The sequence below is a fragment of the Legionella micdadei genome (assembly GCF_000953635.1).
In the GTDB taxonomy this organism is placed as follows: domain Bacteria; phylum Pseudomonadota; class Gammaproteobacteria; order Legionellales; family Legionellaceae; genus Tatlockia; species Tatlockia micdadei.
The window spans coordinates 522,992-549,885 of record NZ_LN614830.1; the positions used below are offsets into that span (position 1 = coordinate 522,992).

Below are 26,894 nucleotides of genomic sequence, written 5' to 3' on the forward strand. Positions count from 1 at the left end.
GATTTAAGCGTTACTTACATGTACTTCACGTACTAAAGACAACCATGCTTTTGCTGCTTCTGAAAGGAACGAATTTCTACGCCAAGTCATAGCCATATTCCATTGAAGTTCACTTTCGTTAAGTAAAAGCGTGTGAATTTGAGTATTATTTCTTTCAGTGGCAATCATTCGTGGCAAAAAAGTAACACCAAGTCCCGCTGAAACAAGTTCTAACATAAAATCAATCTGGCTGCTTTGGGCAACAATCTTGGGCTCGAAACCAGCTCGATGACATGCATCAAGTATAATTCGATGTAAGGCAAAACCACTGCCAAATAGGATGAAGGGTATATCCTTAAGCTCTGGTAAAGAAACTGAACTGTGCGTTGCTAATGGATGGCTAGCTATCAAGAGTCCGACTAAAGGTTCGGAACGGATCAATTGAAATTCAAATTCTTCAGAGATAGGTAATAAAGTCCCGGCAAAGTCTATCTCACCTGCGCGCAAACATTCTGCAAGCTTGTCACTTCCATGTTCAATAAGTTCCACCTCGATACCAGGATAGCGCTGATTATAGCGGGCAAAGAGAGGGGCAAATAAGATGCTGCTTCCTACCGGCGAAATACCTAGGCGCAAACGGCCTTGCTTCAAGCCTCGGATCTCGTCAAGCTCTTTGAGGAGGTCATCTCGTTCAGCAATCAGTTTGAGGCCTCTTCGGTAAACTATTTCACCGGCCGTGGTAGGTATATTATGCCGCTTAAATCGCTCAATTAAAGGAGTCCCTACTTCATCTTCAAGTTGTTTTATTGCTTTGCTTACTGTGGACTGGGTAGTAAATAAAACCTCTGCTGCTTTAGAAAAACTCCCTTGCCGTACTACCTCAATGAAAACTTTTAAGAGTTTAATTTCCATAATAATTCGATATTGGAATGATTTTTAGTCTATAAATTCATTTTATTCATAATAGCGAAAAGTGTAAACTTAAATGAAGGAAAAACGATCATAACGACCACATATATGACATTGAAATTTCAACAAAACGCGTTATTCCAAGTCGGCTTAGTCTGCTTATTTTGGCTAGTTTGCGAACTCGTCGCTAATTTTGCCGAACTTCCTTTCTCCGGCGGAATTCTTGGCCTAATGGTCGTTTTGTTTCTTCTAATGACAAAGCGCATCAAGCTAGACAATATAAAACGGGGTACGCAATTACTTCTTGGCGACATGTTGCTTTTTTTTATTCCATCCGTCCTTGGTATATTGAAGCATCGTGAGTTCCTTAGTCTGTTAGGGTTGAAGATTCTTTTTGTTATAGTGCTAAGTACAATTTCTGTGATGTTAGTCACTGCTGTGGTCGTTGACTATTGTTATCGTTGGAGAATGAAACATGCTCAGTGATATTCTGGTTGATCCCTGGCTACAAGCAATTTTCTGGTCGATCATCACGATAGGCATGTATTTTATTACCAAGCGGCTCTATCGTCGCTGGGGATTTTGGTGGCTAATGCCAATTGCTCTCGCACCAATCCTGGTTGGTAGCATCGTCCTTTTATTGCATGTAAGTTACTTCGATTATTTTCGTGGAACAAAATGGTTGGCGCTGTTACTAGGACCTGCGACTGTTGCTTTTGCAATCCCTATTTATGAGCAACGTGCGCTAATTCGCAAGTATTGGCCTGTGCTTATCATTGGTGTCATTGCAGGAAGTTTAACAGCGATATTATCAAGCTGGGTTTTAGCAACACTTCTGGGGCTTGATGAAAATTTACGCTTAAGCCTATTACCACGCTCTATAAGCACCCCCTTTGCAGTAGAAGTTTCACGCGGAATTGGGGGGAGTCCTGATTTAACCGCTATCTTTGTTATTATTACGGGGATCTTAGGCGCTGTAATTGGTGAGTTCATCCTAACCCGCTTGTCGTTTAATTCAGCACTAGCTAGAGGGGCATTTTTAGGGATTGGAGCACATTCAGCCGGGACTGCCCAGGCGCAGAAAATAGGATATACAGAAGGGGCTATTGCCAGTTTAGTTATGATTTTAGTAGGACTTTTAAATGTATTTCTCCTCCCATTCATTAGCCCGCTTTTCAAATAAACCCAAGATGATTCAGATAGAGCCGGTGTCCTTGTTTTTTATCAAGACACGGCAGGAAGGATGCCGCCTGTGCGAAGATGCACAATGTCGTTGGGTACCAACTCGTTAGCCGCGATTAATCGCCAATGTAAATCACGAAGTACTCGCGCTTTTAACGCAAGATGATGGCGTAATAAAGCAAGTACTTTATTAGCGCGCTCTTCCTGAAAAAAACTCAATGCGGAGTTAAATAGTGATAAGACAACAAAAAGGGCTAATCGATTAAGTTGTTTTTCTTTCAGTACTGCTTAATCACTGATAGCTTTTCAGTTCCATAATTGTCAATATTTTATCAGGCCACGATGCTTACACTCCGCAAGCATCCAACGTAATCCGGCAGTAATATCAGTATGGCTTAAAATACTGGTACTATCTTCAAAAAAACGGGCTTCACCCTCATAGCATCCAGTGATTGTGCCGTATTTATCATGCCAAAAATAGGTATAAATTAACTCAGTATAATTTGATGTAGACTCAGTGATTGCCCCTAACGGAACAAATTCTTTCTCGTGCGCATGAGCCCCCAGTTCCTCATTAAGCTCACGGATTATTGCTTGAATAGGCCGCTCTTGTCTTTCAATTTTGCCACCGAATTCACAAAGATAACCAGGATAAGCGCTCCAATCATGCCCTCGTTTTTGAAGCAAGATGCGATTATCTTTGGTTAATACAAGGCAGCCTACAAACTGCTTAGGATAATGGCTTTCATTGATGTCTGATTCCATGATTAATTTGACAATTGCAGACATAATATTGTTGTCCTAACTTGGATAATGTCTTTAAAAAGAACTAGAAATTCGATGCCCGGCTTTAACATTAACCTCTAATAAGGAGTACAGGAAAAGTTGCAAGCCGAATAACGCCTTCTGCCACACTCCCCATCAGCACATGACTTAATCCTTGACGTCCATGCGTCCCTATAACAACGATATCAGCTGACCATATTTCTGCTTCTTTTACAATTTTTTCATCAACTCGCCCTTCTGCTTCAACTAATAGTGTTTCGAACTTGATTTTTGAGCGCTGGGCAATTTCTTTCATAGAATTTAAAACTTTCTCACCATTGTTTTTATAAAATGTCATCTGTTCATTATAATCAAGATCGTCATGTATAAATGGTTTGTATACGTGGATAATCCGCAATTTTCCCTTTTGGTTTTCAGCAAGATGAAGGGCCTCATTTAAGGCTAAAACGGAAGTATGGCTATCATCCACTGCCACCATAATCTTTTTATAGGACATGAAATCTCCTTATAGTCCTGTGTCGTAATATAAAGAAGCTTAACATAAAGCAATATAGGGATTCCAAGAGGGCGCCGGAGAATAAGGCCATTTTTTTGTGGATAAGAAGCTAAACTTATAGAGTTAAATACAACTTGGCAAGGAAATATATTCGTGGATAAATATATCAATATATTAAATCGGATATTTCCCTTTTCTTACTTAGAGAAAGAAGAAAAAATAGAGCTTATCAGACATGCTAAATACACTATTTATCCAAAAAAATTTGTACTTTGTAAAGCAGGGTCAACTAAAAAGCTTAATTATCTATTTCTGTTACTTAAAGGCAGCGTATCCGTTATCTTAGATAATGTTACTATAGGTCACATCGAAGCGCCTGCTTATTTTGGCGAACGTGCAGTTTTTTTTCAGCAACCCCGTAAAGCGACAATTATGGCAGATAAAGGAGTGGAATGCTTGATCGTTGATAGTCAGTGTATCAAGAACTTAATTAACAGTAACTTCAATTTTTGCTACGCTTTCGCATCCTCTTTTCGCAACAAACACAATCTATTCGATAATTATGACCATTTTGTCAATTTGTTGAAGCAAAGAAAAATGGTTCACATTGAACAACTATTACCTGACTATAAACGGCTTTCCCCTGTTTTACATAAGTATTGCACGCAGGAAAAAATCGATTATTACGTACTTAGTTATGTGGTATCGAGGCTTCCGGAACAGTTATCTTCATTAAGCCAATTGATATTAGCATTAGATTTACCAACACAGTATAAGAAGATTCAGAATATCATTAAAATTGAGACCCCTGCAAAAGTTAAACGTAATTTTTATGAGCTTCTTCCGGGGCGAATATTTGCTGCATTACGCGATGAACACACTGATTATATTGATATTGTTACTAAGTTATGTGCCTATACCATCGAATCGAAAAAAATTGTTGCGCGCTTGATAAAAAAACCATCGGCTATCCAGTTATTAGCAAATTATTATTATGGCAGCGCAAAAGATAAAGAGCTAATCGACAGAAAAACAACGGAATTACCTTTTACTGTAAGTGAATTAGCACGATTACGAAGTATTTATAAAAATAATTTACTCAATAGACTTTATGAAATGGTTTCCCAAAATGGCAATATACAAGTGCAATTTATTGCCTCGGATATTCGTTATTATTCGGATATTACGGAGTTATGGATAGAACAAATTAGCAACTTACTGAATAAACATTTCTCCAATTACCTTATTGATGAAGGAATTGACATCCATATTATATCGAGTAATACCCATTCGGTTTTAAACTGCTTGTCTCCCTGGGTTCATAAACATGCAAGTGCAATCGTAGATCGAGACCAGTTTTCTGAATTAGAAAATACAACAGACCGGTTATACGCAGCTGTCCAAAAACTACTGGCTACCAATCCTGAAATGATAAAAGACCGGAGAAAGATTGAAAAAAGGTACGGTATTTTTCGACTCGATAATCCTGGTTTAACAAGTATCACAGTTAGTGTGATTGATTTGGGTAAATTATCGCGACACATCGATCCTTATCTACGCCAATTCTATTCTAAGAAAAAATCAATTTTATTTAATATTGATTATGCTTTTGGTAAACAGGCAGAACCCATTATTCGCAACCTTATACTATTATTCGGTAAAAAAATTAAAAGCTTATCTATCTTAGGTAAGGCAGGAAGTATTGTTGGAGAGCGTGGCGAATTAATGTTGCCAAATCGCTTTATTATTCAAGAAAATGATGTGGTTTATCCCATTACAACCGTTGATCTGAATGAGCAAGATTTCCGTGATCTCGGTTGGCAACGCAAAGTTCATTGTGGACCGATGTTGACTGTTTTAGGGACCTTAATGCAGAACTCCGAAATGTTATGGTTTTATCGCCATTTTTGGAAAGCAATTGGCGTAGAAATGGAAGGGGGTTATTTTTTGCAAGAAATAAGCCGAGCTAAAATACAAAATTTAATCGATCCTAATATTATTTTGCGTTTTGCATATTATATTTCCGATACCCCCCTAAATGAGGGAAAGACATTGGCCTGCAAATTGACATTGCAAGAAGGTTTGCCTGCTGTGTATTCGATAACACGTATAATATTAAAAAAAATCATAATGTAAGGGTAAAAAATTATTCAACTCATTGAATTGTAAAATTAACCAATGACCTAGAAGCGATTCTTTCAACTGTACCAGTTAACCAAAAATTACTCTAAATTATTAAATTCGATTAAAATACCTAACAAGCCTGCAGTCATATTTCAGGGGTAATCGTAATTTACTTAGTTACTAATCTCCCTTAGATATTTCATTGCTATGATTAATTTTTTGTCAGTCTGGATTGGATTGAACTAAACTTATCGAAAGTTGGTAATTTTTAGCTGGGGATGAGTAATATGAAACACGAAAAATTTATTCGGGGTTTGGCATGTTCATCCCAGGTCGATTTGACCTCGCATTGCTGACAGAACTTGTCACATACTCTTCTTAAAATGGCCTTGTTTGACTTACGAGGAGTATTAATATGACATTTAAGGAACCAAAATTAACCACTCTCGATAGCTTCCTTATTTCGGGGCTAAGTGTGAGGACAAAAAATAGCGAGGAATTCAATCAGAACACGGCTAAGTTACCTAAGCTTTGGGAGGAGTTTTCACTGGTAGCAAATCGATTAACGCACTTCACAAAAAATTCTGAGATTTTCGGTGTATACACGGATTACGAATCGGATGCCACAGACTACTATAAAGTAACGGTTGGAATGTCTACCGAAAAGAGTGTGCCTGAGTTCTCTACGGTTAAAATTCATCCAGGTAATTATTTGGTTTTTAGCGGGAAAGGGGTAATGCCTAAGACAGTGATAGAAACCTGGTTAAGAATTTGGACTTATTTTGAATCATGTACTGAGTACAAACGCAATTATATTTCTGATTTTGAGCACTATCGTGGGGATGAGGTTAATATTTATATTGGCGCTTCATATAATCCACTAAATTAGTTGGGCGATAATGTTCATCATTCAAGTAACGATCAATGACAGTGGGATGTAAAGATTGACAACTTTCCTTCTCAGGGTTTTTTATTCTCTGATCGATTTTACGATGATAGGGAGGGATAAGGCGATAAAAACCGGTTCTTGATTTACCACAAGGTTGCATAAAATTTGGTTTAATATCGAGAGGGTTAAGACCTAAACCGGCTGCCATCGCCTTATCTGCCATCCATTGAAGAGCAATATCGGATAAGCCCGTAGCGACATAGCCTCCGCCGACATCTGCGTGAACGCCGACAAACCAAACCTGCTCAAGGGTTTGGTGAGTATCTTTTCTATCTTTTTCCCATAATGCTGGTTGAAAATAAAGGCGTTGTTCATCGATGGCAACTGCGTGATAAGCGTATTCGACAATGGAACTAAGATGATAATCATGGAAGCTATGGCGTTTGGTAAAGATACCATTCAATAAGAGGGGATTTCCTAAACTACCGACAGTATCCCATACCCCAATGAATTTGATGGGGGTAATGTCTTCAACGGCATAAGTCCGACGGAAAAGGGTTGACTCAATCAAACGAGGGTGGGATGCCAGTGAACGCGAGCTATAAAGCTCGAAGCCCTGTTGAACTTGATCAATCGCATTAAGGCGAAGAATGCCGCAATTTCGGATCATCCCCGCTAATGTCCTTACTGTAAAAGCACCGCGGCTAAAGCCAAAAAAGAATAACTCATCGCCAATTTCATAATTGTGAATAAGATAGCGATAAGCATTCAACATGTTTTCTGATAAACCGTTTCCGGTTATTCCGTCAATGAGGCGCCTGAGTCGATTGCCATGGGTACCGATCCCAGTTTCGTAAAACATTAATTGCTTAATCCCTGCACTGACTTCTGATACAGCGCCAGCAATTTTAGTGACATTGGTTTTTACGGGTAACCCATTGATTTCATTATCTGGAACATCCCATGTTCCGTCACAGCAGATTACGATACGTTTCACGAAGCAATCCTTTAATAAGTACACTCACTATTATCCACAAAATTGCATGGAGAGAAATAGATTTTATCGGACAAAAGTGCAATATCATGCCACTATGGGTTAATGTGATACTGTGTTTCTGAGCAAATTATAGTCATCTTGAGTAAAGGTGCAGAAGGAAGATAATATTGACAATTGCTTATTAATTAAGCATAATGATCTCTTTTTGGGTTTTAATCATGCCAGCTATCAGCAATTTTGAACATTTTTTGTTGACAGAGGTTCGCCATACCTATAGCGGATATGCCATTAGAATGGGTATACCCGTTATCCCGCAAAAACAACGTGGGCAAATATGTAAGCTAAATGCTCTAAGCGTTGTTTTAAATTCCTTACATCACACTTATGGTGAGGTTCAACCTTTCCCCATAAGAAAAGATAAAGATCCCTTAAATTGGATGTCAATTCGCCAGCTTGCTAAAACTTATTATGGTTCAAAGGTCGGCGAAGTTTATAGTGCAAAAATTCTGGCTGCCATTGCTGCTGATTGTGGCTTTAAAGAGGTAACCATTTCTCATGCAGTTTATTTTGATGATTACGTAAAAATGGTTACTTCGACCATTGAGGCTGGTGAGCTCCCGATCCTTTTTTATGATATTGATGAAAATGGTGAGCCGGCGAAAATGAACAGTTTCCGTGAACATGCGACAGTCGTAGCAGGTTATTTCATAAATAAAAATGCAGAATTGTGTTTTATCGTCAGTCAATGGGGAAAATTTTATTGGGCAAAAGCTGAAGACATATTTGACTCGGCAAGCCAGTTGTCTCCTTGCAGGAAGCCTGAAGTATTTTATAAATATGGTGCAGAGTGGTATTGCATGAATGATATGAAATATTATCCTCCTGAGCTTTTTGCGAAGCCTCCTTCTGAGCGAAGGGCAGCATCTGCTTTGCCCGAAGTAGATGGCGGCTTAAAAAATAAGATTGTTATTGTTAGGAAACCACGGCCTGCTTACAACCATTCATTCTGGTCTCAAAGCTTGACTGCTTTAACGCCTCAGCATCCGATCGTTTATTCACGAAATATTTGGTCGAAAAAAATATTATTAGTGAAGATCAGGTTGTCGAAAGCGTCTCAAGCCCTATTATCTAGCCTGTGTTGGATAGAAAGTTAGGTTATAATCCTTTCTCTAAAAATTTTCGGGAGCGAGTTGTATGTCTACGCCCAATGTTGATTTTTCGTTTCGCAAAGTCGATAAAAAAGATTACGAACGGGTATGTGGTTGGTTAAAAAAAGATCACGTCAAGCCTTATTTTTACGATGAGGGTTTAGCAAATACACTTAACAATCTCCATTTGTTTGTGAACGGTAAAAATCACAATGGAAGATACAGTTTCGAGCACTGGATTGCTTCCCTACAAAATCAACCATTTGCTTTTTTGATGACCTCAACAATTGACGGTCCTTATGATGAACAGGATGATTATGATAAATGGTATGAGGAGGGTAAGGAAACAGTAAGTTTAGATCTGCTCATTGGGGAGGAAGCATTTCTAGGTCGAGGCTTAGCTGCAAAAATGATTCGTGCGTTTCTTTTAGACAAATTCTCGCATGCGGATAAAATTATCATTGATCCGGCTGAAGAAAATGCACGTGCTGTGCATGTTTACGAGAAAGCAGGGTTTAAAAAAGTTGAACGTTTTTTTCCAAAGATGGATCCCATTCCCCATTGGATGATGATTTTAGATATGCAGGCATTGTTAAAAGGGACTAATGCGTAGCATAAACTGCCATTCCACCTATTTTGTGCTCTCGAATATCGGTGAGTAGTTGTTCATAACCCTTATACATTTGTTGAAACAGAGTAAGATCGAAACGCTCGGCAATTGCTTCTCGCTTTGCATCAAAATGATGCAATAATTGGATATACCAATGTTCGAATTGTCTACTCAAGTCCAAACTGGCCTTAAATTTCCATCCTGCTTCTGCGAGTTGTTCTTTTAATTCGGGTAGGTAAATTGGGTTAAATCGTGAGGCGGTTTTTGACCAGGAGAAGGGGTTTGCGATTGCCGTAGTGTTAGGACGTGAATAATCAAAAATCATTAAGTTGCAACCTTTTTCTGCCATGCGTGAGAATTGGCGAAGCGCATTGACTTGCGACGCAAAACAGAAAAATGAACTGAAACAGTAAATCACATTAAACCTTTGTGACAAAAGCTGCTCCGATTGCAATACATTGCCATGGATGAAACAAATATCAGGGTAATGTTTCTTTGCATATTGGATGAGTTCACTATCGAGATCAATACCGGTAATCTCTCCCCAACCACGTTGATGTAAATAGTGAGCTGTACCGCCTAAACCACACCCTACATCCAAAAGCCGTTGCGATGGGTTTTTCTCAATCGGCGCCATGGCGAGTTGGATCGCTTCGACTTCCCCAGGATGTGCGAAATCACCGTGTCGAGCGAAAGAAAGTAATTGCTTGGTTTGACTCATATTTCCCTCTAAGCGAGTAAGAAGCGGGTATAACTTAAGCTAACATTTTTTACCCGCAAATTTAATACCTTTTCTATTGACAAGAGATATAACTGCAATGGCAGAATAGGCGTCGCAATCACTCCTTGTTAAGGAATAACATGTTAAGGATGACACCTTCTGTCGGAGCCCTTTCTTTATTGATAGCGACTCCTTGTTTTTCTGGTTTCTATGTTGGTGCAGCGGTTGGCCCTGAAGGGGCAAGTTTTAGTCAAAAGGTGCATGTTCAACGACCAGGGACATTTGATGCATTTAATGTCATCGACAGAAATCATTATGCCGGTATTGGTTTATTCGGTACCCTTTTTGCGGGGTTGAGTTGGATTTACAAACAAATCTATCTGGCCGCGGAAGTCAATGGGACGATGAGTTCGGTTGAGTATAAACTGACCAACGATGAGTATGTCCATCAGAATTTTGCCAAAACCTCTTTTACGGTGAGGAATAGTGAAGGAGTCAGTGCGTTACCGGGATTTCTTCTTTCAGAAAACACTGTATTTTATGGGCGTATAGGCTATGCAAATGGCAGGATAAAGCTTGTTGAAGGGGGTGATCCTACGATCCATGGTGCGGCCACTAGAAAAAATGGCCTTCGCTGGGGGCTTGGAATTAGACATGCTTTTAATGAGCATTTTTCTTTTATGATGGATTTTAGCCAAATAACCTATAACAGCATCCATAGCATTGTTTTCGAGTCAAATGGCAATGTAACCAAAGCAACAAAAATCACGCCTAAGACAGCGCAGGTTGCGTTTGGCTTGATTTATCGCTTCGATAGACCGGGTAAAATGTATGTAAAATAAGCGTCTTGTTCGAAGGCGGCTCAGATGGCCCGGGTACTAGGCCCGGATTATCCCAGCATCAAAAACTCCTTAGTTTGAGGCCAGAATGTTTGTCTCAATCCAACTCTACAACATAATCTTTTGATCCAGCCAACTAAAGAGCAGTCTTTGTGTGGATTCAGGCGCTTCGTCTATACTTTGCAGACAGATAAAAGGAACATTTTTTTTCTTATCCGCGCGAGCCAAACGAGATTTGATTTTAGCGAGCGAATGACAGGCACCGTTAATGGTAACTACCTCTAAAGATGAATCAAAAATGACATTCTTCTTTTGAATTTCCAAGTGTTGAGCTAAAGAAATTGGCCAAAATTGTTTTTGATCGCGAAGACGATAGCTGATGTTTTCCGATAATTGTTGGGGATTTTCTTGAAAATAACTGGTAAAAATCTCTTTTTTAACAGGATAGGGTGAGTGGGGTAGATGAAAAAATTGTTTAGTGAAACCCGCTAATTGCGCACTTCTTTCCTGAACGGTTCGATGTAGATTGTTCGATCCCGCGTTTTGAGCCTCTCTGGCCAGTAAATAATTCCTGAGCTTATAGTGCCATTTTTGTTCTAGCTGAACTTTCCACCCTCCACGTAAGACAAGTTTGTTATCTCGAAAAAAATCTGTCGGAGAGACAGGACGAATCAGCGAGAAATCATCATTGAGATAAATAAATTGGTTTGAAATACCCTTAATGCGCCATAAGACTGTTTCGATGGATAAACTATTAAAGGTTGGTAGGTAATTCTCAAACTCGGAAAAAATCTCGCGATGGTCGATTAGTTTTATTTTTTCTGCGTGAGGGGTTCCTTGTAACTGTTTGATAATAGGGGGTGTTTGTTGGTCGGTGACAATGTAAATCGTATTGAGCCAAGGTGCAAAACGAAGTAAGGACATCACACAGTAAGTCAGCTCACCACGATCGTTAAATCGGGTTGGCGCAGCGCCTTCCGAACGCTTAATCCCTTGGCGTGAACAATAATTAGCTAGTTTTTCAGCATAGGCTTTGTCATTACCATCTACCCAAGTAATGATGGCATCTACCGCTTGTTTCATGGCAATTAAAAAATGTAAAAAAGAGTAAAAATGTAGAGTATAGCGCTCATTGCCGTCAATTAATACTAGTTGCTAATTAAAGAACCTGATGAAATTGTTTCGCGTCTAGAGATGTTTTGGTGTAAGTAATTAAACTATTTAAAGTGCGGGTCAGTGTGTCGCATAGGGAAACTAAGGATTCCTTCTCAGCGATTAAAATTTGATTAGATTCTACTTCGATACCTGCATAATCACTATCGAGAAAAATTTTCCTGAGTGCACTAGTAAATCCATCACTTATTCCTCGGTAGGGGTAGTTCATGCGCACCCTTAAACCAGAATTATGTTGTTTCAGTAGATGTTGCCAATGCTTGGCTAACCGCTTTTCATTGTTGCGCTTCGGATCATAGAGTAAACCAACATCTGCATTGCGGATGAGATTATTTAACTCGGGTGTAAAGCTATGTACGGATAAATGTAAAACTAATTTTCCTTGTTGAACGTGGTTTTTTATTGTTTGCTCCACTTGTTGGCGAAAAGGCAAGTAATATTGCTGGATTATCCGATTCTTTTCTTCTTTGGGTAATAAGGCGGTAATTTCCGAAAAGCAGTTACGATGGTGGAGGCTGCGATTGCAATCAATCAATAGGCGTGTAGCCTGAGCTTGTATAAAATCGCACTTAAAGTGCTGACTAAAAGAAAGAGCAATCGTTTGAGCCCCAAAATCGCTACCACGATGGGTTGCCAACAATTCCTGGTGTTGGGCGAAAAGAGCTTGATACGGTTTAGGTACGATATTAACGGCATGTTCGCAACTAATAACGAGCGCAATTTCTTTCATAAAGGGTTAAACAATTGATTGGTTAAGAGGCAATGACCCAGTTGGCGATACACCCGTTTCAAATTGGTTTTACTGTGATCATTACCGCAAGCTCGTAAAATTCGCTCACTTAAGTTTCCATGCTTTAAAATATATTCAAGACACAGTTGGCTTGTTTGATCTAAATCAGAGCTAACGCGCTCAATAAGCTGAGACCAGATTTCATGAATACTCATTTTTCGCTTAGGTAGTTGCCACTGGCCGCATAATTCTGAATCATCCACACTAAAAGCAAGTCCTTCTTTAACCGCTTGATCATAGACATTGCGCAAACGCATAGTATCGCAAGGGCTATTTAAATAATAATCCGAATTGGCCAACCAATTTTTTAAAATTGCATGAATAGCAAGTGCAATTGCAATATCGGATTGCACGCATTCTTGAGAGTCAAGAATACGAATCTCAATCGCCTTATAATTAAATTTGGGGATTGCCGCACGGGAGTTAAGCCACTCATACTGCAAGGTTTTTTCAGGATCAAATGGGCTGATATCTTTGTACATAGGCGCTAAGATCGTTTGTTGATATTCTGATTCAGAAGAGACGAATTCAGGAATAATCTCTCCGCTGATCGAAGGGATGCGTTGTTGATTCTTACCGTAAAAATGTAAGCGGGAATCCTTTAAACCGGTTTTTTGGCCGTCAAGAAAAGGTGTGCTTGCAGCTATAGCGGGAAGCAAAGGTAAAATTAAGCGAATTGAATTATGTAATTGGCGAAATTCTTCATCATTAGCAAAAGGTAGGTTGACATGCATGCTTTGTAAATTGGCCCAACCGTGGCCCTGGCAATTAAAAATCGAATCGTACTGGCGGTAGATTGCCATATTACCATGAGGCCAACGCTTCGTTTCAGTTAAGGGATCCATCCATGGATGCGCACCAGTCGGAAGCAGTTGCAGATTGCATTGGGTTAATAACGGTTGTAATTTAAGAATGGCTTGTTGAAATTGCTGCGTAAGTGGGGCAGAAGCAGGTTTAGGTCCATTGTTTTTTAATTCTAAGACATGCATCACTAATTCATTACTTACAGCGATATCGCCCAACTCGACTTCATTGACTTGTTCCCCAGCCAAGCTTCGAAGAATGACATCACTTTTGGGTTGTACGTTTAGATGCTCAGGGTCGACAAGCATGTATTCAATTTCGAGACCGATAACAGAGAAAAGCGAATAATTAGACATAACCATGTTTCCTACGGATACGTTGCAAAAAGACATTCATAATTTGTTGGTATAGTGCTTCTCCTAGAAGCCTATCCTCAATGCCGCAATCGATGTTAGGGTTATCGTTTACCTCGATGACATAGTGTTTATCACCTTGACTTTTTATATCAACCCCGTACAAGCCATCGCCAATTAAGCGAGTGCATTTTAAGGCGGTTTTAATGATGGCGTCGGGGACTTCATTTAATGGAATTGTTTCATTTGGGCCTTCCACCTTCTCGCTTCTTGCATCCCAATTATAAATTTGCCAATGATTTTTAGCCATGTAATACCGACATGCGAAAATAGGCTTATTATCTAAAATACCGATACGCCAATCGTATTCAGTTGGGATAAATGGCTGTATTAACACTAAATCAGAGGTTTTAAAGAATTGGGCCAACGACTTTTGTAATGCTTTAGCATCATCCATTTTAATTACTCCGTGCGAGAAAGCACTATCAGGACGCTTAAGCACGCAAGGAAATTCAATTTCAGGAATCGTTTTATCATATTTGCTAATAAATTTAGTGTCAGGAGTCAATATTTGATGACTTCGCATGAGCTCGGCTAAATAAACCTTATTGCAGCATTTAACAATGGATTGCGGGTCATCAATCACCACAAGGTTTTCTTGTGCAGCGCGTCTTGCCATACGATATGTGTAATGATTCACGGATGTTGTGGCCCGAATAAATAGTGCATCATATTCGGCAATGCACTTACTGTCGCTTTTTTCAATAAAATCAATATTTAACCCCATGGATTCACCCACATTGGCAAATATCTCCAGGGCTTTCTTATTCGATGGTGCATTCGGTTCTGCTGGATCGATAAGAATCGCTAAATCATGAAAGCGCTGTTTTTTGCGCCATTGATGAAAACGCTTTTTCGAAAGATAAGATTCAGCTGCTTGTTGCATGAATTCTTGATGATGGTCAGGCACATCATTTGGAGAAAGGGTTTGCACGCCTTTGATTCGCCACTGTTTTTTCTTCTCAAAAGTGAAACGAAGTAGGGGCAAAGGAAATAGTCCATGGAGTTTTCGAGCTAGAGCAGCATGGCACTTGGCCATATTTTGGCCAAAATAAAGGCTGAATACAAATTCATCAGTCTTGATTTCATGCAAACTATGCTGAATTTCCTCATCAACATCTTGTGAAATAAATTTCGATAGGCTTGTACTTAAGACATCTTGGATGCTATCTACTGTAGGAATGACTTTATGGTCACGAGCATGGGCAAGTAAAGAGACGTAGTAGCCTATTGTTTGATGATTATACGAGCCGCAAAGATTAATGACTCGTACCGATTTGCTATGGTGATAATTGGCATCGGACAAATAATCCGAAGCTTGAACAATAGAAGCTAGAGGAGCCAAAAAGTTCCAACTAGACGGGTGGTCCGTAACAATTATAGTTTCCATTCAAAGCCCTTCGGTTGAATTATCAGTAAATTGGCATCGTATGTTAATACGCCAAGTAGAATCGAATTAATCAGACGATTAGAGTTCACTTTATAATAGTTATCATTTGAAATTGGATTTTCTCGGTGTGGATCAGCCACAACAATAAGTCTTTTTCTTTCATCATAACCACACAATACAACAAAATGACCGCAAGGTGTACCGCGGATATCATCGTAAATCGATTCGCCTTGTTTAGTGAAGCACTCACGTGAGCTGCGGTACAGATAAGTGGCACTCAGCCCAGTTAAAATAGGGATGTTTTTGAGAAAATATTTCTTTAATAGCTGCACACTAAGTGTTTGAAAACGGACATTTCCGCCTAAAGCTAAGTATTCTAGGTAAGCTTCGCTCGCTTGAATAATTGCTTTGTCAGATTTAAATTTCATCTGCGCGGTTAGTTTATTTGTTAAATTCTTTTGACAAGCGTCTCCCTGTTCGGAAGTAAACCAGGTCGGATCAAATACATCGAGGTTGTTGATATAAATAATTGCACTAAAGCCATTTTGCAGCGCATGCTTGCCTAACATAGGCGCTAAAGTCCCTCCGGAAAGGGAGCGTTCGACAGAGTTCACAACCTGTTTAAGATCGACATCCAAGCCATAATAACGGTATATAGCATGTAAGCTTGTTGGTCCACAGCTTTCATCGTCAGGTTGCGTATGAATAATCAAATCAATCATTGCTGCTTATTCTAGTTGGCAAAATGCAGGCTTCTCAGTTAACGTTAGACTTCGCTAGACGGTTTGTCAATTCCTCTTGTTAATAGCAAGCCAATTGACGCAAAGGAAGTTAATTAAAAGATAATAGCGATGTTTTAACCCGTTAGGATAATTTTTAGTGGTGTTATTACTGCAGCAAACAGGAAAATAAAAAAGAGAATATATAAAAATTGGTATTCACTGTGCTCAAGTTCGATTTCATTATTGCCTGAGAAAGTTGTTTTCTTCATTAATAAATAATTGAGTAAAACTAGTCCATAAAAATAAAATGAAGATGGAAGTAATCGAACAGCGAAATTTTGCATGTTTCCGGTGATAACATACCCTTGGGGTAGGTTGATGAGAAAAAGGCAGAATAACCATAACAACATCGTTTTGTTTGTCAAGGTTTTTTCTTGAACGGCGTTTGCCCAAATTAATGCTAAAGGGAAAACGAGAATTGGAAAATAATATAACCACCCAAATGGGCTTATGAGCAACATCATTGCTAAAGTCAGGCAAAAAGGTTGATGGTTAATCCTTTCTGTTTTGTAGGGATGAAGATTAAGAAAATACCAAATTAATAAAATGAAAAATAAAGCAGGAAAAGCAATTTCTAAATACGGTTTATTGTGGTAACCAAATAAGCGAAAAATGTAACCGTAAAGCGATGCATTCCAATTATCTCCATACCAAAATACACGTTTCAGCAGTAAAAAATATTGCGAATAAATTTCTACCCCATAAATAATCAATGGAATTAAACTAAATAGAAAAAAACTGATTGCCACAATTATAAAAGTATTCATGCGCCTCTGCTTAAAGAGGAAAAAAAACAATAAAGCAGGAAAAAATTTAAGTGCTACACAAAGTCCCCAACAAATGCCGGCAATAAAATGACGATTGGATAGAAAAAAATGATAACCAACAATCAATAAAAATAATAGGAAAGAACCAAATTGCGCTAAGACGGTATTAATCATTGTTGGGAAAAATGCTAAATACAAAGCAAATAAAATAACTCTGTATTTTTTAATAAATTTAATTGAAAAAGTATAATAAAACGCTATCCATGCGCCGATTAAACCAAGAGTAAAAGAGAGGGTAACCCAGATCAACAGCGCAGTATGATAACTAAAATAAGTTAGAGGACTAAAGATCCATAAAGCAGTAGGCGGATTTAAATTAGGGGTTAGTTTCTTAGCCAGTGGTAAAAAATTGCTGTATAGCGTCCCGTAGGGACTTTCATGATTTTTTAGTGATAGAAGTGCAGAATAAAATGAAGTGAAATCCTGTTTACTAGGATAATTTAATACGGTAAAAAAAAGCAAAGAATAAATGCTAATCAATAGCAAAGAGAAAGTGATTTTAAAATGGCGATTATTCATTTATCAAACTATTCCATTATCAAAATTGGACATTTATTTAATTAATGATGTTTGTTTTTCAACTTGTTTTAGCAACGTAGTCTCCTTTTGTGCAGGTAACGATAAATTGAGCAACAAGCTATTAAGCGGCACGATTAAACCAAATAAATAGAAAATAAGAATGGCTATAAAAGAGCGGCGTTTTTGCTCATCTTCCCAAAGGGTTTTAATGTTTAACTCATGGTTTCCCTGAATTTGCCGATTGCTTATTAGGAAATAAAGCAGAATGGTTAACCCATAAAAGCAAAATGAATATAAGCTAATACGTTCGGCAAAATGATGCATCTCTTTATTGAGGACATAAGCTTGAGGAAAATTAATGAGAAAAAAGCATGCCGTCCATAAAATGAAAGGCAGAGGGGAAGACTTTTTTTTATTGAAAACGGTAGCGAAAGTGACGGACAAAGGAAAAATTAATATCGAAAAATAATACAACCATCCAAACGGGCTTAACAATAACATCATTACCAATGTCAAGCAAAAAGGTTGATGGTTTACTCGATGAGCCCCGTCTTCTGTGGATGGTCCAAGTACTTTAAGATAGATAATCAGTAAAATGGAAGAGAGGGCTAAATGGAGTAATTCTATTGGAATCAAGTTGTGTGAATTCGAATGAGTATCAATAAGAAGACGAAACAGGAAACCATAAAGCGATGCATTCCAGCTATCACCAAACCAAAGTACGCGAGTTAACATGGAATGGTATTGGACATAAATTGTTGGGCCATAGAACAGGACAGGAATTAAACAAGCTATGAGAAAAGTCGCAAGCATCGTTATAAAAACTCGTCTGCGTCCTTGTTTTAAAACATAGAAGAACAATAAAGCTGGGAATAACTTTAAGGCAATAATAATTCCCCAGGCAATACCGGCTTGGTAGCAGCGATTTGTCAGATAAAAATGATAACCAAGCATAATGAGAAAAATTAGGATTGCACCAACTTGCGCTATCGACGTATCCATTAAAATGGGGAAAAAAGAAAAATAAAGGAGATAGAAATACAGCCAATATTTCTTCCACATCTCAGTCGAAAAGGCATAGTAAAAAACAATGCGGGCGGCTATTAACCCTAAGCCGAATGAAAGCATTGACCAAATAATCAATGCAGCCCGATAGCTAGTATGGGCTAGAGGACTAAAAAGCCAAATGAAAAAAGGGGGGTTTAAATTGACAGACATCACGAGTTGAATGGGATAGGGATTTTTGCCAGCAAGAAGCAACTTAGCAGAGGTATAGAAGGGTGTGAAATCAACAAGCCGCTGATAAGAAAAGATAAGGTAAAAAAGCAAAACATAGAGAAAGATAAGAAAAAAACAGGGAAAATTAGCGTAACTTGAATGCTTCTTCATTTTGTGTACTCTTCATGAGTAGGGTTAGCAAGTTATCCGTTGGTAAAAATTCGTAATAGACTCAGCTCCTGCCAGGAACGGCCCTATTTGGTAAATCTGCTAACTCGCTAAAACTTTAACGGATAATTCTAAAATAAAATCGGCAACTTCCTCCGGATTTTCTGGATAATGGGTAAATGCTTTAATTTTTAATGGGTTATTGATGCGTTGGCCTGTTTTTTCTGATTCTTCAATCATTGCTTTCACCTCTTTCCCCCCATCACAAATAAAATAGACGTCTGATTCAGGACGATGAAGGAATTGTGCTTGAAATGATTTAAAAACGAGAGATATTTTTAGTTTAAGCTGGTTGGCATAATAAAAGCCATGCAAGCCGCCCGCAAGATCCGCGCCTACAGCAAGGGCCCCGAAATACATGGAGTTAAGATGATTTTTACTGCGTCGGCCAAGGGGGAGTTTTACAATGACCCGTTTATCGTCGATGCTAATGAGCTTTGGCCGTAAATGGCCAATTAATGGGACTTTAAAGTGGCCAAAAGTCCAAAGAAACAATTTAAAACGGGTTAGTAGATTCATTAAGCATCCTTGCTTACCTGCAGTTTAGAGATGATTTTCTTAACGCCACGTACAGCATTGACTCGCTTTATAATGGCAACGATGGATTTATCCTGTTTCACCTTTCCAGACAAAGTTACTGTGCCATTCGTGGTGCTCGCATTAATTCCTACAAGCGGTATCGACTCATCATCGAAAACTTTAGCTTTTAACACAGCAGCCTCTACTTTGGCTGTAATATAAGTATCCGTGATCGCGGTATTCACTTGTTTAATCTCTAACTCATCCGCTTCAACCGCTTTTACTCCTTTGGTCACTTTAACAAGCTTTAGCGCATCAACGAAAGTTTGTTTATCTTTAACATTTCCTTTTAAAGTTACGATACCGTCTTTAGTGGATACTGAAATTTTTAACGGATTAAGATCGGGATTTTTAGTAAATTTGGCGGTAATTTTGGCAGTAATCACAGAATCACTGATTTGTTGTTCAAATTCTTTAAAGTTATTATCAGCGTGGGCTAAACCAACGCAGAAAAGCAATACTGAGCTGATAAAAAAATTTAAAAAGGGTCGCATAGCAAGCTTTAATTGATGAACATGAAAAGCAGTATAACATTTTTAGAATTTAGAGGCATAGGAAAAATGTTTTAACTATCTGCATAAAATTTAATTTTATATTTTACAATATGAGTCAATGTGGATATTATTCATGCAAAATTGTCTTTCTAGAGGTTTATCATGGATTTAATCATCCAGTTTAAAGTTTTTTCAACCCAAAAATTAAGGGTGGATTTTGAAAAGCAAAAGCAGATTCAGAGAGAAATTAAAGAGGCTTTAACTAAATACTATGAAGAGTATGAAGAAACTTATAATCAGATATATAGCGGCTCTATAAACTTATTTATCACTGAAGTAGACCAAAACGAAGCTAATTGGTTAGTCTATTTCACTGAGCAAAATGAAATCGAAAAACTAGCACATATCGATAGAATTTCTAAAGAAGTTCGCATGAGTACTTATGAGTACTACACAGCAGAAAAAGAAGAGGATGTTCGGCCTCCTTCTCCGTAAGCTTCTCTACTCGACTAAGCCATGATAGGTATCATGGCTTACTATGCAAATTACTATTCGCTAAACTAAATTTAAAGCAATATCATTTGCGTTTGCTTTAATACCATTTGTAGCTATAATTTGTCTTTTTTTTAAACCAAATTATCTATGGATTCCATCAGTATTCGTGGAGCAAGAACGCACAATCTTAAAAACATTGATGTGGAATTGCCCCGCAATCAATTAATCGTGATTACCGGACTTTCTGGATCCGGTAAATCCTCCTTAGCTTTCGACACGTTGTATGCCGAAGGTCAGCGTCGTTATGTGGAATCACTCTCTGCTTATGCACGCCAGTTTTTATCCATGATGGAAAAGCCTGATGTGGATTCAATTGAGGGTCTATCCCCCGCTATTTCTATTGAACAAAAAGCGACCTCACACAATCCCCGTTCAACTGTAGGGACAATCACAGAAATTTATGACTATTTACGTTTGCTCTTTGCGCGAGTGGGGGAACCCCGTTGTCCGATCCATGGCATCAGTTTGCATGCGCAAACGATTAGTCAAATGGTAGACCAAGTTTTAGCTATGCCGGAAGGGAGCAAAGCGATGATTTTGGCTCCTGTGGTGCGCGAGCGGAAGGGTGAGCATGTGCAGCTACTCCAGCAATTACAAGCACAGGGGTATGTGCGCGCTCGTATTGATGGCGAATTATATGAATTAGATGATCCACCTAAGTTAACCCTACGCCAAAAACATACTATTGAGGTTGTTATAGATCGTTTTAAAGTGCGGGCAGATCTAACTCAACGATTAAGTGAATCGTTTGAGAACGCGCTTAATCGTGCAGAGGGATTGGCAATTGTTGCGTCTGTGGATGGCGAATTCCCGGAAATGGTTTTCTCTTCTAAATTTGCTTGCCCAGAGTGCGGCTACAGTTTGAGTGAATTGGAGCCGCGACTTTTTTCCTTTAATAACCCCGTGGGTGCTTGCCCTTCTTGTGATGGGCTAGGAGTCGATCAATTTTTTGATCCTGAGCGCGTGGTTCATGACAAAACAGCGAGTTTGGCTGAGGGAGCCATTCGTGGTTGGGATAGAAAAACGACTTATTATTATCCTATGCTGGAATCGTTAGCACGCCATTATGATTTCAACATTGAAACGCCTTTCTGCGATTTACCTGAAGCAATCCAAGACATCGTGCTTTATGGAAGTGGAAAAGAAGTTATTGAATTTCATTACCAAAGAGCCCATGGGGATTACATGGTCAAAAACCATCCTTTTGAAGGGGTAATTCCTAACATGCAACGTCGGTACCGGGAGTCCGATTCTTCGCTAATACGTGAGGAGTTAGCTAAATACTTATCTTCACGGCCTTGCCAGTTATGCCATGGAGCTCGTTTGCGCGAAGAAGCCCGCCATGTGTTCATTGACAATAAAAATTTGCCCGAAATTACTTCATATTCCATTGAAAAAGCCCATGAATTCTTTAGCACCCTCGAGCTGACAGGGTATCGCGGTGAAATCGCCGCAAAAATTAATAAAGAGATTGTGGAGCGCTTAGGATTTTTGGTTAACGTGGGTCTGGACTACCTATCCCTTGCTCGCAGCGCGGAAACCCTTTCTGGGGGAGAAGCGCAGCGCATTCGCTTAGCTAGCCAAATTGGTTCTGGCTTAGTAGGGGTGATGTACATTTTAGACGAACCTTCTATTGGGCTACATCAGCGTGATAATGAACGGTTACTAAACACCTTGCTGCATCTGCGTAATTTAGGTAACACGGTTATTGTGGTAGAACATGATGAAGATGCGATTCTTTCTGCTGATTACGTGCTTGATATTGGCCCTGGTGCGGGGGTTCATGGTGGTAAAGTAGTTGCTTGTGGTTCCCCAAAAGAGGTTATGGCGAATGAAACTTCTTTAACTGGCCAATATCTATCCAGAAAAAAATCCATTGAGGTTCCGGCGTCTAGAGTTTCAGTTGATAAGTCAAAAATGCTCCATCTGGTAGGAGTTAACTGTAACAATCTCAAAGATGTTGAGGTAAGCATTCCACTGGGATTAATCACCTGCGTGACAGGTGTTTCAGGTTCTGGGAAGTCCAGTTTAATTAATGATACTTTGTATCCCCTTGCTGCAAACAAATTAAATCGTGCAAGTCTTCTCACAATAGGTACGGTGAGAGAAATTCAGGGTTTAGAGTTATGTGATAAGGTGATTGATATTGATCAAAGCCCGATTGGCCGCACACCACGGTCAAACCCTGCAACGTATACAGGCATTTTTACCCCGGTTCGTGAATTATTTTCGGGAACGCCTGAAGCCCGTGCCCGTGGTTACCAACCAGGCCGTTTTAGTTTTAATGTGCGTGGAGGGCGTTGTGAAGCTTGTCAGGGAGATGGATTAATCAAAGTCGAAATGCACTTTTTGCCAGATATTTATGTGTCTTGTGATGTTTGTAAGGGGAAGCGATATAATCGCGAAACGCTTGAAATTGAGTATAAGGGCAAAAATATTCATGAAGTTCTTGACATGACGGTTGAGGATGCACGAGATTTCTTTGATGCTATTCCTGCCATCGCAAGAAAATGCCAAACTTTGATCGATGTTGGATTGTCTTATATTCGTCTTGGCCAAAGCGCTACCACATTATCGGGAGGGGAAGCCCAGCGTATTAAGCTAGCTCGGGAATTATCCAAACGCGATACAGGGAATACTTTATATATTCTTGATGAGCCGACTACGGGATTACATTTTCATGATACAAAACAATTGCTTGGAGTTCTCTTTCGTTTAAGAGAACAGGGTAATACCATTATCATAATTGAGCATAATTTAGATGTGATTAAAACTGCAGATTGGATTATCGATTTGGGGCCTGAAGGGGGTAGTAAAGGAGGGAAAATCATCGCCACGGGTACACCTGAAATGGTGGCTAAGGAAAAGGCTTCTTATACCGGGCATTTTTTACAACCTTTGTTGACTAGGTAATATTAACCCTGTGGGCCAGTTTAAAGTCTGACCTACAGGATCTACATTAATTTACAATGCCTTCATGAACGCGGTTAGATCTTGTTTTTCTTGTGAGTTGAGCTGAAGCCCAAGAACCAAATTGAAAAACTCAACAGTATCTTCCAAGGTCAATAGACGGCCGTCATGCAAATAAGGCGGAGAATCTTTAATTCCGCGCAAGGGGAAGGTTTTGATTGGACCATCACCCACTGCTTTAAGCCCATTTATCATTTGTGGATTAAAGAAGCGTTCTGTTTGTAAATTATGCATCGTGTTGTCTGTATAGTAAGGTGGTGTGTGACAAGTTGCACATTGGGCTTTACCGAAGAACAACTCTTGTCCCCTTAACTCGGCTGGAGTGGCTTTGGCGGGATCTAATTTTCCATCCCACTTTAATTTAGGTGCGGGTGGGAAATCCAATATTTCTTGGAATTCGGCCATGAAATGAACTTGGCTGCCACGCTCAAGAATGTTCACTCCTTTTTTGGTGGCGATGACGGGGTCTCCGTCAAAATAGGCGGCGCGTTGTTCAAACTCAGTAAAATCTTCCACCGTTTTAAGCGCACGTTGAGAACCGAATAAACGTTGAATATTAACACCCCTTAAAGTGGGGGTATTGATGCGATGGCGGAATTCCTGAGGCCGTATATCACCGACTAAATGAGTTGCCTTATTTGTATGGCCATTTGCGTGACAGTCAAAACAGGCAACGCCACGGCTAGGTTTTACTGTGCGGCGATCTGCTGTTTGGTTGAATTGCTGTTGCGGGAATGGTGTAACAAGTAGCCTTAAGCCTTCCAGCTGTTTAGGATTAAGGATGCCATTGAATAGTTCAAAATAGTTCTCAATAGTCACTAACTTGCCTTGGGATACGTCACCCAGATCGGGACGCGTAGTCAAGTAAATGGGGGCTGGGTAGGGAGGCAAAAAATGATCGGGAATGTCAAAATCCAGATCAAAACGAGTCAGATCACGCCCTTCTTGTTTGTTAATTTCATCAATAGCAAACTTTGGAAAAAGCATCCCGCCTTCGGCATGATTGGGGTGGGGTAATGGAAGGAATCCCTGGGGAAATAAGCCCTTTTCTTTAATTTGCTCCGGTGTCATTTTGGCTAAATCATCCCACGTGACACCAGCAGGGAGTTTGACGCGAACACCCTCTTGAATGGGTTTTCCGGTTGTCATAGTGTCTTTTGACGGTGTGTTGCGCAAATCATAGCGTTGATTGAGGAGGGTTTGTTGCTTATCGTTGATACCTTGTTTGGCATTGGACATGCGCTCTAGAACAGTTTGAAAACTCTCTTTATCAACAACCGGCATATAACTCGAAGGGAGCGGGGGGGCAGCGTGGGTTTTTAACAGGCAACTAAAGGAAAACAGTGCTAGCCACGAAGCTTTTTTTAACATAGGAAAGTCCATTTCTTAAAATTATTTTCATAAAATCATAAAATACTTGATGCCCCTTTACAATTGGTGCTTGAGAGTATTGGAGCCAGTTATTGTATAGTTTAATTCTTTATCATATCCAACGGCAAAATTACTAAAACTTTTAAACCTCCTTCCACCCGATTGGACAAGGTAATTTTTCCCTGGTGAAGTTGGATAATCTCTTTGGCAATGGTTAATCCTAACCCGGCACCACCTGTCTCTCGTGAACGGGATGTTTCGCCTCGGTAAAAAGGAAGAAAAACGCGCTCAATTTCATTGTCCTTTAAGCCCGTACCTTTATCCTCTATGGAAATCTCGACATGGTTTGCTTTTTTATCAAGAGTGACTTGGGCATGTTTCCCGTAATAGACGGCATTATTGATCAAATTAGAAAAAGCGCGTTTTAGCAGATTAAGAGAGCCAAAAAAAATCAGTTTATTTGCATTTGATTCAAATAGCACATCAAATTTCAAATCTGCGGTGTCTTCACAGAGAGATTGCAACATTGCAACCAGATCGAAACGTTGCTTTTTTTCCTCATCATGAGCTTCTTTGAAATAATCTAAGGTTTCTCGAATCATCATTTCCATGTCATTGATATCTCGCATCATTTTTTCGAAATGTTCATTTTCACTAAGGTATTCCATCCGTAATTTCAACCGGGTTAGAGGGGTACGTAGATCATGGGAAATAGCTGTGACCACTTGAGTGCGGTTTTGTAGGAGTTTGCTCATTTTCATTTGTAAGGCATTAATTTGGGTAAAGAGCATGCGTTGATCACTGTTCCCAGTTACAGGGATAGGGAGCCAATTTTCCTGGCTTTCGTTGTATTTAAGGCTTTGTATTAAAGTCTGGATTGGTTGATTGAGGTTTTTCACTGCCCAATAATTAATTAAAAAAAACATGAATAATAATCCTAAAAGGGCAACAGCCAACGCTATTCGCAAACTCATGTGGTTGTGTTGGGGGGGGATAAGGCTGAAATTAAGCCAAGCTTTTTCTTTAATAAAAACGGAAAGTTGCAATTGTTTATGTTGTTTCAATAAATCAAAAACGATAGGAGGTTGTAAATTTAATAAGGCATTATCTTGATAAAGTGGAGTTTCTGATAAGGTCATTTTTGACCAGGGAATTTTTTGTTTCTGCAATATCCGTGGCCAATTGGATTCAGGCTTCGATTGTAGCCGATGAACCAGTTTGATGATTGCCGGTACTGTATTAGGCGGTATAGCGGGCCTTAACGCAATGAAGATGAAGTATTGCATCAGGATAATGGAGGCCAATAAAACAAGGATATTGCCCGTGATCAGCATGGCATAGGTTTTTTTGGCAGAAGAGGTCAACTTGCTCATGATGAACTTACTTGGGCTTGTAATTGGTAACCGCCGCCTCTAATTGTTTTTAACAAGTCAGGGTTGCGCGGATCCAGTTCGATTTTTTTACGCAAACGGCCGATTAAGACATCAATGGTACGATCCATCGGATCACAATCCCTGTCATATAATAAATCGGTCAGTTGGTCACGGCTTAAGATGCGTCCTGGATGTTCTAAGAAGATGAGTAACAAATCGTATTCGCGCTGGCTTAATGCGATTGCAATTTCATCCTCATCAATAAGGCAATGTGTTTCCCTATCTAATTGCCAATTCGCAAAGCGTAATCTTGTCATGGGACTCAACCGTTTACTTGTTGGCAATTCACCATTGGTGCGCCTTAATTGCGCTTTTACGCGAGCTAATAATTCACGTGCACTAAACGGCTTAGTAATGTAATCATCAGCGCCCAGCTCCAATCCGGCAACACGATCGGCTGTACTGTCTGCAGCACTTAACATAAAAATGGGAATATCATAAGTTTGGCGAATGGTTTTACATAAACTCAAACCGTCTGGCCCGGGAAGCATGATATCAAGAATAATCAAATCAAAATTATTTTCGCGCAACAAAGGTGCTAAGTGATTCCCATTATGGGCATAAGTTGTCTTATAGCCATGTTGTGTTAAATAGTCGCTTATCAATAAACAAATTTCCTTGTCGTCATCGATGATTAGAATATGATTTCTTTTTGTGTTCATAGGCAA

27 protein-coding genes are annotated in these 26,894 nt (G+C 39.4%); 9 read left to right on the forward strand and 18 right to left on the reverse strand.

The features are described from left to right. Positions 1–3: 3 nt before the first annotated feature. Positions 4–891 (reverse strand): LysR family transcriptional regulator, encoded by an 888-nt coding sequence (locus tag LMI_RS02375; protein WP_045098372.1) that lies wholly within the window; start codon positions 889–891, stop codon positions 4–6. A gap of 105 nt (positions 892–996) precedes the next feature. Here LMI_RS02375 and LMI_RS02380 point away from each other — a divergent pair, with 105 nt between their 5' ends. Both LMI_RS02380 and LMI_RS02385 read left to right on the forward strand, forming a co-directional pair. Then, complete coding sequence (locus tag LMI_RS02380) at positions 997–1,374, forward strand: CidA/LrgA family protein (protein ID WP_045098373.1); 378 nt, start codon at positions 997–999, stop codon at positions 1,372–1,374. After that, positions 1,364–2,071: an LrgB family protein gene (locus LMI_RS02385; protein ID WP_045098374.1), complete on the forward strand. Its 708-nt coding sequence runs from the start codon at positions 1,364–1,366 to the stop codon at positions 2,069–2,071. The genes LMI_RS02380 and LMI_RS02385 overlap by 11 nt, the downstream gene beginning before the upstream one ends. Positions 2,072–2,112: 41 nt before the next feature. On the opposite strand, the gene LMI_RS15040 is transcribed toward LMI_RS02385, so the two are convergent. From LMI_RS15040 to LMI_RS02395, 3 genes are all read right to left on the reverse strand, one after another. Next, a complete protein-coding gene (locus tag LMI_RS15040) occupies positions 2,113–2,289 on the reverse strand; it encodes a P-type ATPase actuator domain-containing protein (RefSeq protein WP_161939859.1) in 177 nt (58 codons plus the stop codon). Between the two features lie 102 nt (positions 2,290–2,391). Next, positions 2,392–2,859, reverse strand: a complete 468-nt coding sequence (locus LMI_RS02390) for an NUDIX domain-containing protein (protein ID WP_052679418.1) — start codon at positions 2,857–2,859, stop codon at positions 2,392–2,394. 67 nt (positions 2,860–2,926) lie between these two features. Further along, positions 2,927–3,352 (reverse strand): universal stress protein, encoded by a 426-nt coding sequence (locus tag LMI_RS02395; protein WP_045098375.1) that lies wholly within the window; start codon positions 3,350–3,352, stop codon positions 2,927–2,929. A 153-nt stretch (positions 3,353–3,505) separates the two neighbouring features. Here LMI_RS02395 and LMI_RS02400 point away from each other — a divergent pair, with 153 nt between their 5' ends. Together LMI_RS02400 and LMI_RS02405 are read left to right on the forward strand one after the other, a co-directional pair. Further along, complete coding sequence (locus LMI_RS02400; RefSeq protein ID WP_045098376.1) at positions 3,506–5,488, forward strand: cyclic nucleotide-binding domain-containing protein; 1,983 nt, start codon at positions 3,506–3,508, stop codon at positions 5,486–5,488. A 403-nt stretch (positions 5,489–5,891) separates the two neighbouring features. Further along, positions 5,892–6,365: a GyrI-like domain-containing protein gene (locus LMI_RS02405; protein WP_045098377.1), complete on the forward strand. Its 474-nt coding sequence runs from the start codon at positions 5,892–5,894 to the stop codon at positions 6,363–6,365. Here LMI_RS02405 and LMI_RS02410 read toward each other — a convergent pair. Next, a complete protein-coding gene (locus tag LMI_RS02410) occupies positions 6,325–7,362 on the reverse strand; it encodes a T6SS phospholipase effector Tle1-like catalytic domain-containing protein (RefSeq protein WP_045098378.1) in 1,038 nt (345 codons plus the stop codon). The genes LMI_RS02405 and LMI_RS02410 overlap by 41 nt on opposite strands. 218 nt (positions 7,363–7,580) lie before the next feature. Here LMI_RS02410 and LMI_RS02415 point away from each other — a divergent pair, with 218 nt between their 5' ends. Together LMI_RS02415 and LMI_RS02420 are read left to right on the forward strand one after the other, a co-directional pair. Then, on the forward strand, positions 7,581–8,516 hold the full coding sequence (locus LMI_RS02415) for a hypothetical protein (RefSeq protein ID WP_143001012.1): 936 nt from the start codon (positions 7,581–7,583) through the stop codon (positions 8,514–8,516). 40 nt (positions 8,517–8,556) lie between these two features. After that, positions 8,557–9,123 (forward strand): GNAT family N-acetyltransferase, encoded by a 567-nt coding sequence (locus LMI_RS02420; protein WP_045098379.1) that lies wholly within the window; start codon positions 8,557–8,559, stop codon positions 9,121–9,123. Here the strand turns inward: LMI_RS02420 and LMI_RS02425 are convergent. Beyond that, on the reverse strand, positions 9,113–9,841 hold the full coding sequence (locus tag LMI_RS02425) for a class I SAM-dependent methyltransferase (RefSeq protein WP_045098380.1): 729 nt from the start codon (positions 9,839–9,841) through the stop codon (positions 9,113–9,115). The two genes, LMI_RS02420 and LMI_RS02425, sit on opposite strands and share 11 nt — an antisense overlap. Positions 9,842–9,981: 140 nt before the next feature. On the opposite strand from LMI_RS02425, the gene LMI_RS02430 reads away from it, so the two are divergent. Continuing rightward, positions 9,982–10,683, forward strand: a complete 702-nt coding sequence (locus LMI_RS02430; RefSeq protein ID WP_045098381.1) for an outer membrane protein — start codon at positions 9,982–9,984, stop codon at positions 10,681–10,683. Positions 10,684–10,788: 105 nt separating this feature from the next. Here LMI_RS02430 and LMI_RS02435 read toward each other — a convergent pair whose 3' ends face one another. From LMI_RS02435 to LMI_RS02475, 9 genes are all read right to left on the reverse strand, one after another. Continuing rightward, complete coding sequence (locus LMI_RS02435) at positions 10,789–11,763, reverse strand: hypothetical protein (RefSeq protein ID WP_045098382.1); 975 nt, start codon at positions 11,761–11,763, stop codon at positions 10,789–10,791. 76 nt (positions 11,764–11,839) lie between these two features. Further along, complete coding sequence (locus LMI_RS02440; RefSeq protein ID WP_045098383.1) at positions 11,840–12,583, reverse strand: N-formylglutamate amidohydrolase; 744 nt, start codon at positions 12,581–12,583, stop codon at positions 11,840–11,842. Continuing rightward, complete coding sequence (locus tag LMI_RS02445) at positions 12,580–13,803, reverse strand: carboxylate-amine ligase (RefSeq protein ID WP_045098384.1); 1,224 nt, start codon at positions 13,801–13,803, stop codon at positions 12,580–12,582. Before LMI_RS02445 ends, LMI_RS02440 begins: the two co-directional genes overlap by 4 nt. Further along, the gene (locus LMI_RS02450; protein ID WP_045098385.1) at positions 13,796–15,250 is read right to left on the reverse strand and encodes a RimK family ATP-grasp domain-containing protein; all 1,455 of its coding nucleotides are present in this window, start codon (positions 15,248–15,250) and stop codon (positions 13,796–13,798) included. The genes LMI_RS02445 and LMI_RS02450 overlap by 8 nt, the downstream gene beginning before the upstream one ends. After that, positions 15,238–15,972: a C39 family peptidase gene (locus LMI_RS02455; RefSeq protein ID WP_045098386.1), complete on the reverse strand. Its 735-nt coding sequence runs from the start codon at positions 15,970–15,972 to the stop codon at positions 15,238–15,240. Before LMI_RS02455 ends, LMI_RS02450 begins: the two co-directional genes overlap by 13 nt. A 134-nt stretch (positions 15,973–16,106) precedes the next feature. Further along, positions 16,107–17,378: a glycosyltransferase family 87 protein gene (locus LMI_RS02460; protein WP_045098387.1), complete on the reverse strand. Its 1,272-nt coding sequence runs from the start codon at positions 17,376–17,378 to the stop codon at positions 16,107–16,109. Positions 17,379–17,411: 33 nt separating this feature from the next. Next, complete coding sequence (locus LMI_RS02465) at positions 17,412–18,767, reverse strand: glycosyltransferase family 87 protein (RefSeq protein WP_052679419.1); 1,356 nt, start codon at positions 18,765–18,767, stop codon at positions 17,412–17,414. A 99-nt stretch (positions 18,768–18,866) separates the two neighbouring features. Continuing rightward, positions 18,867–19,343 (reverse strand): PaaI family thioesterase, encoded by a 477-nt coding sequence (locus LMI_RS02470; RefSeq protein WP_045098388.1) that lies wholly within the window; start codon positions 19,341–19,343, stop codon positions 18,867–18,869. Further along, on the reverse strand, positions 19,343–19,897 hold the full coding sequence (locus LMI_RS02475; protein WP_045098389.1) for a BON domain-containing protein: 555 nt from the start codon (positions 19,895–19,897) through the stop codon (positions 19,343–19,345). The genes LMI_RS02470 and LMI_RS02475 overlap by 1 nt, the downstream gene beginning before the upstream one ends. 162 nt (positions 19,898–20,059) lie before the next feature. On the opposite strand from LMI_RS02475, the gene LMI_RS02480 reads away from it, so the two are divergent. Both LMI_RS02480 and uvrA read left to right on the forward strand, forming a co-directional pair. Continuing rightward, positions 20,060–20,392, forward strand: a complete 333-nt coding sequence (locus LMI_RS02480) for a hypothetical protein (protein WP_045098390.1) — start codon at positions 20,060–20,062, stop codon at positions 20,390–20,392. Positions 20,393–20,539: 147 nt separating this feature from the next. Beyond that, the gene (uvrA, locus tag LMI_RS02485; protein ID WP_045098391.1) at positions 20,540–23,365 is read left to right on the forward strand and encodes an excinuclease ABC subunit UvrA; all 2,826 of its coding nucleotides are present in this window, start codon (positions 20,540–20,542) and stop codon (positions 23,363–23,365) included. 51 nt (positions 23,366–23,416) lie between these two features. Here uvrA and LMI_RS02490 read toward each other — a convergent pair whose 3' ends face one another. The 3 genes from LMI_RS02490 to LMI_RS02500 all read right to left on the reverse strand — a co-directional run bounded on the left by LMI_RS02490 (position 23,417) and on the right by LMI_RS02500 (position 26,888). Next, positions 23,417–24,793 carry a cytochrome b6 gene (locus LMI_RS02490; RefSeq protein ID WP_045098392.1) on the reverse strand — a complete coding sequence of 459 codons (1,377 nt, stop codon included), beginning with the start codon at positions 24,791–24,793 and terminating at the stop codon, positions 23,417–23,419. A gap of 101 nt (positions 24,794–24,894) precedes the next feature. Continuing rightward, positions 24,895–26,166: a sensor histidine kinase gene (locus LMI_RS02495; RefSeq protein WP_045098393.1), complete on the reverse strand. Its 1,272-nt coding sequence runs from the start codon at positions 26,164–26,166 to the stop codon at positions 24,895–24,897. Further along, positions 26,163–26,888, reverse strand: a complete 726-nt coding sequence (locus LMI_RS02500; RefSeq protein WP_045098394.1) for a response regulator transcription factor — start codon at positions 26,886–26,888, stop codon at positions 26,163–26,165. Before LMI_RS02500 ends, LMI_RS02495 begins: the two co-directional genes overlap by 4 nt. Positions 26,889–26,894: the final 6 nt, after the last annotated feature.

Bases quoted from the DNA above. Each gene is read 5' to 3' on its own strand.
- uvrA (WP_045098391.1), top strand. From the start codon at position 20,540: ATGGATTCCATCAGTATTCGTGGAGCAAGAACGCACAATCTTAAAAAC.
- LMI_RS02490 (WP_045098392.1), bottom strand. From the start codon at position 24,793: ATGTTAAAAAAAGCTTCGTGGCTAGCACTGTTTTCCTTTAGTTGCCTG.
- LMI_RS02375 (WP_045098372.1), bottom strand. From the start codon at position 891: ATGGAAATTAAACTCTTAAAAGTTTTCATTGAGGTAGTACGGCAAGGG.
- LMI_RS02465 (WP_052679419.1), bottom strand. From the start codon at position 18,767: ATGAAGAAGCATTCAAGTTACGCTAATTTTCCCTGTTTTTTTCTTATC.
- LMI_RS02475 (WP_045098389.1), bottom strand. From the start codon at position 19,897: ATGCGACCCTTTTTAAATTTTTTTATCAGCTCAGTATTGCTTTTCTGC.
- LMI_RS02395 (WP_045098375.1), bottom strand. From the start codon at position 3,352: ATGTCCTATAAAAAGATTATGGTGGCAGTGGATGATAGCCATACTTCC.
- LMI_RS02450 (WP_045098385.1), bottom strand. From the start codon at position 15,250: ATGGAAACTATAATTGTTACGGACCACCCGTCTAGTTGGAACTTTTTG.
- LMI_RS02480 (WP_045098390.1), top strand. From the start codon at position 20,060: ATGGATTTAATCATCCAGTTTAAAGTTTTTTCAACCCAAAAATTAAGG.
- LMI_RS02440 (WP_045098383.1), bottom strand. From the start codon at position 12,583: ATGAAAGAAATTGCGCTCGTTATTAGTTGCGAACATGCCGTTAATATC.
- LMI_RS02435 (WP_045098382.1), bottom strand. From the start codon at position 11,763: ATGAAACAAGCGGTAGATGCCATCATTACTTGGGTAGATGGTAATGAC.
- LMI_RS02455 (WP_045098386.1), bottom strand. From the start codon at position 15,972: ATGATTGATTTGATTATTCATACGCAACCTGACGATGAAAGCTGTGGA.
- LMI_RS02500 (WP_045098394.1), bottom strand. From the start codon at position 26,888: ATGAACACAAAAAGAAATCATATTCTAATCATCGATGACGACAAGGAA.
- LMI_RS02495 (WP_045098393.1), bottom strand. From the start codon at position 26,166: ATGAGCAAGTTGACCTCTTCTGCCAAAAAAACCTATGCCATGCTGATC.
- LMI_RS02470 (WP_045098388.1), bottom strand. From the start codon at position 19,343: ATGAATCTACTAACCCGTTTTAAATTGTTTCTTTGGACTTTTGGCCAC.
- LMI_RS02390 (WP_052679418.1), bottom strand. From the start codon at position 2,859: ATGTCTGCAATTGTCAAATTAATCATGGAATCAGACATCAATGAAAGC.
- LMI_RS02405 (WP_045098377.1), top strand. From the start codon at position 5,892: ATGACATTTAAGGAACCAAAATTAACCACTCTCGATAGCTTCCTTATT.
- LMI_RS02380 (WP_045098373.1), top strand. From the start codon at position 997: ATGACATTGAAATTTCAACAAAACGCGTTATTCCAAGTCGGCTTAGTC.
- LMI_RS02415 (WP_143001012.1), top strand. From the start codon at position 7,581: ATGCCAGCTATCAGCAATTTTGAACATTTTTTGTTGACAGAGGTTCGC.
- LMI_RS02425 (WP_045098380.1), bottom strand. From the start codon at position 9,841: ATGAGTCAAACCAAGCAATTACTTTCTTTCGCTCGACACGGTGATTTC.
- LMI_RS02420 (WP_045098379.1), top strand. From the start codon at position 8,557: ATGTCTACGCCCAATGTTGATTTTTCGTTTCGCAAAGTCGATAAAAAA.
- LMI_RS02385 (WP_045098374.1), top strand. From the start codon at position 1,364: ATGCTCAGTGATATTCTGGTTGATCCCTGGCTACAAGCAATTTTCTGG.
- LMI_RS02430 (WP_045098381.1), top strand. From the start codon at position 9,982: ATGTTAAGGATGACACCTTCTGTCGGAGCCCTTTCTTTATTGATAGCG.
- LMI_RS02445 (WP_045098384.1), bottom strand. From the start codon at position 13,803: ATGTCTAATTATTCGCTTTTCTCTGTTATCGGTCTCGAAATTGAATAC.
- LMI_RS02460 (WP_045098387.1), bottom strand. From the start codon at position 17,378: ATGAATAATCGCCATTTTAAAATCACTTTCTCTTTGCTATTGATTAGC.